The 2,170-nt window shown below is 73.4% G+C and carries 4 protein-coding genes and 1 pseudogene; 4 read left to right on the top strand and 1 reads right to left on the bottom strand.

Annotated features, from left to right (window positions below):
- Positions 1-170 precede the first annotated feature (170 nt).
- From ABD908_RS27155 to ABD908_RS27140, 4 genes are all read left to right on the top strand, one after another.
- On the top strand, positions 171-389 hold the full coding sequence (locus ABD908_RS27155) for a hypothetical protein (RefSeq protein ID WP_345001988.1): 219 nt from the start codon (positions 171-173) through the stop codon (positions 387-389).
- Entirely contained in the window at positions 380-967 is a 588-nt protein-coding gene (locus ABD908_RS27150) for an ESX secretion-associated protein EspG (protein WP_345001986.1), read from the top strand. Before ABD908_RS27155 ends, ABD908_RS27150 begins: the two co-directional genes overlap by 10 nt.
- Positions 968-1,040: 73 nt before the next feature.
- A complete protein-coding gene (locus ABD908_RS27145) occupies positions 1,041-1,367 on the top strand; it encodes a WXG100 family type VII secretion target (RefSeq protein ID WP_345001984.1) in 327 nt (108 codons plus the stop codon).
- Between the two features lie 50 nt (positions 1,368-1,417).
- Positions 1,418-1,714, top strand: a complete 297-nt coding sequence (locus ABD908_RS27140) for a WXG100 family type VII secretion target (RefSeq protein WP_345001982.1) — start codon at positions 1,418-1,420, stop codon at positions 1,712-1,714.
- 67 nt (positions 1,715-1,781) lie between these two features.
- Here ABD908_RS27140 and ABD908_RS27135 read toward each other — a convergent pair.
- A pseudogene (locus ABD908_RS27135) lies at positions 1,782-2,170 on the bottom strand (hypothetical protein); the annotation flags it as partial.

The raw sequence follows: 2,170 nt of genomic DNA, 5'->3' as shown, positions 1-2,170 counted from the left end.
GGGGCGGCGCGGGCCACGCGCCCGGGCGTCGACGGTCGGGCCGCGGGCGCGACACCGTCGGACGATGGCGGCGCGTACGTGGTGCACACGGCGCCGGATGTGCTCGGCGGCGCGGTCCCCGACTTCGGTGACGTCGGCCTCGCGGTCGGGCAGACCGGGGAGGTCTCGCAGTGAGCGCGGCGGTCACGTACTCGCTGCGTCGCCTGCGGGCGGCGACCGGCGCGGAGCTACCGCCTGCGCTGTGGCTCGACCCGATCCATGCCGATCGCGGTGAACAGGTCTGCAGCGGGACGGATCCGGTGGATCACACCGGCGCCGAGGCGGTGGCGGAGAGTACCGCCGGGCCCGAGCCGCGCTGGCGGTGCTCGCCGGTGCGGACGTGCGCCTAGAGGCCCGGGTCGCGGATCCGCTCGGCACCCGGCTGGTCCTCGCGCGGCGCGGTGATCAGGTCGCGCGGGCGGTCCGACGCGGCGCGATCGTCACCGTCGACCGCCCGCACTGCGACGGGACCGGTGCGCGCCTCGCGGCTCTCATCGAGCCCGCGCTGCCGCGGGTATGGTGCGCGGATCACTGTGCGCCGGCGTCGTTTCCGTCCGACGACGGTGTCGAGCTGCTTGCCGTGGCCGCTGCGCGCGGCAGGTCGGACGGGTCGGCCCGGGCGCCGGACCACTCCCGCGTTGCGGCCGGCCTCCGCGCACTGGGCGTTCCCGCGCCGGCTGCCGCGCAGGTGGGGCGCGTGCTGGCCCACGCCGACTGCGCTACCGAGATGACGCTCGCCGCCGGCGATCGGCTGCTGCGCTCGACGGTGGTCGTGATCGACTCACCGTCGGGTCGGGTAGTGGCCACGACGGTGCCGGCCGCGGATGGGCGCCTGTGGACGTCGATCGCGGAGGGGTCCGCGCACCGGATCGGTCAGGGGCTGCAGCGCGCCTGCGAAGAGCTTCCCGCCGGCGCCTGGCTGCCGTGAGGGGGGAGACCGACACCGGAACCGGTGTCGGGAGAGACTATTCGCCGATCCGTCGGCGAGGGAGGAGACAGCGATGGGCACGAGTGCCGAACTCGCGGGGATGGCTGCGAGCGCGGGCGCCCTGAGCGAACTCGGGAGCGCGATGAACGGGACGCTCGGACAGCTGCGGAACGACGTCGAGATGACGCGGTCGGCGTGGACCGGCGCGGCGCAGGGCGCGTTCCAGGCGGTGATGGCCGACTGGGACCAGAACTCTGCGAAGTTGAACAACGCGCTGAACGACATCGGCGAGATGCTCGGCGCCAACACCACGGGCTACCAGACCAGTGAGGACGACAACCAGTCGACCATCGCCGCGCTCGGCGGCAGCGGGGGCCTCAACATCCCGTCCCTGGCCTGACCGGCGCGCGGTATGACCACATCGGGAATCAACACAGGGGGAATCAGACAGTGATCGATCTGATCAAGTACGACTACGACGCGATCCTCTCCGGCCTGAGCGACATCAACTCGCGGCTCGGGGTGCTCGACGCGCAAGGCGGCGACATCCGCTCGGAGCAGGCGAAGATCGCAGGCTATTGGGAGGACGAGAAGTCCGCGGCGGCATACCAGCAGGTGCAGTCGCGATGGAACGAGGCGTTCGGCGACATCACCGAACTACTCGGCAAGGTGCGGGTCGCGGCCGAGACCGCCGTCACCTCCATGCGCGAGACCAACGACAGGGCGGCCAGCGGCTGGGGCGGCTGAGCGGTCGGCGACGTGGGCGGTGCGGATCCCCGGACCGTCCACGTCGCCGTGTCCACAGCCGCTGTCGTCACACCAGGGGAGTCGGGACGGGTCGCACCGCCGCGACCGAGCCCGCGGCGCGCACAGTGAGCACGCCGGGGTGGTCCGCGGCCACCGTCACATCGCCTGTCACAGGGGCACCGGCAGGAGCGAGGCGCCACACCGTCGGAGCCGCGGGCCCGCTGTCGACCCCGTCGAGCACCACCAGGCAGTAGTCCGTGGGCCGCAACGCCGACAGCGACGGCTGGGGCGGGTACCGCCAGCCCGCGACCCACAGCGCGGCGGGCGTATCGGCGGCACGCACCAGGGGCGCCCACACGCCCGGTCTGGCGGTGAACAGCAGAACCGACGCACCGGTCGCGACGGCCCGCTCGACCAGCGTGAGCGCGACCCCGTCGTCGACCGCCGCGCCGACGG

Origin of the sequence: Tsukamurella soli (assembly GCF_039541155.1) — a bacterium.
Classification (GTDB): domain Bacteria; phylum Actinomycetota; class Actinomycetes; order Mycobacteriales; family Mycobacteriaceae; genus Tsukamurella; species Tsukamurella soli.
This window is presented reverse-complemented; position numbering and strand designations above follow the sequence as displayed.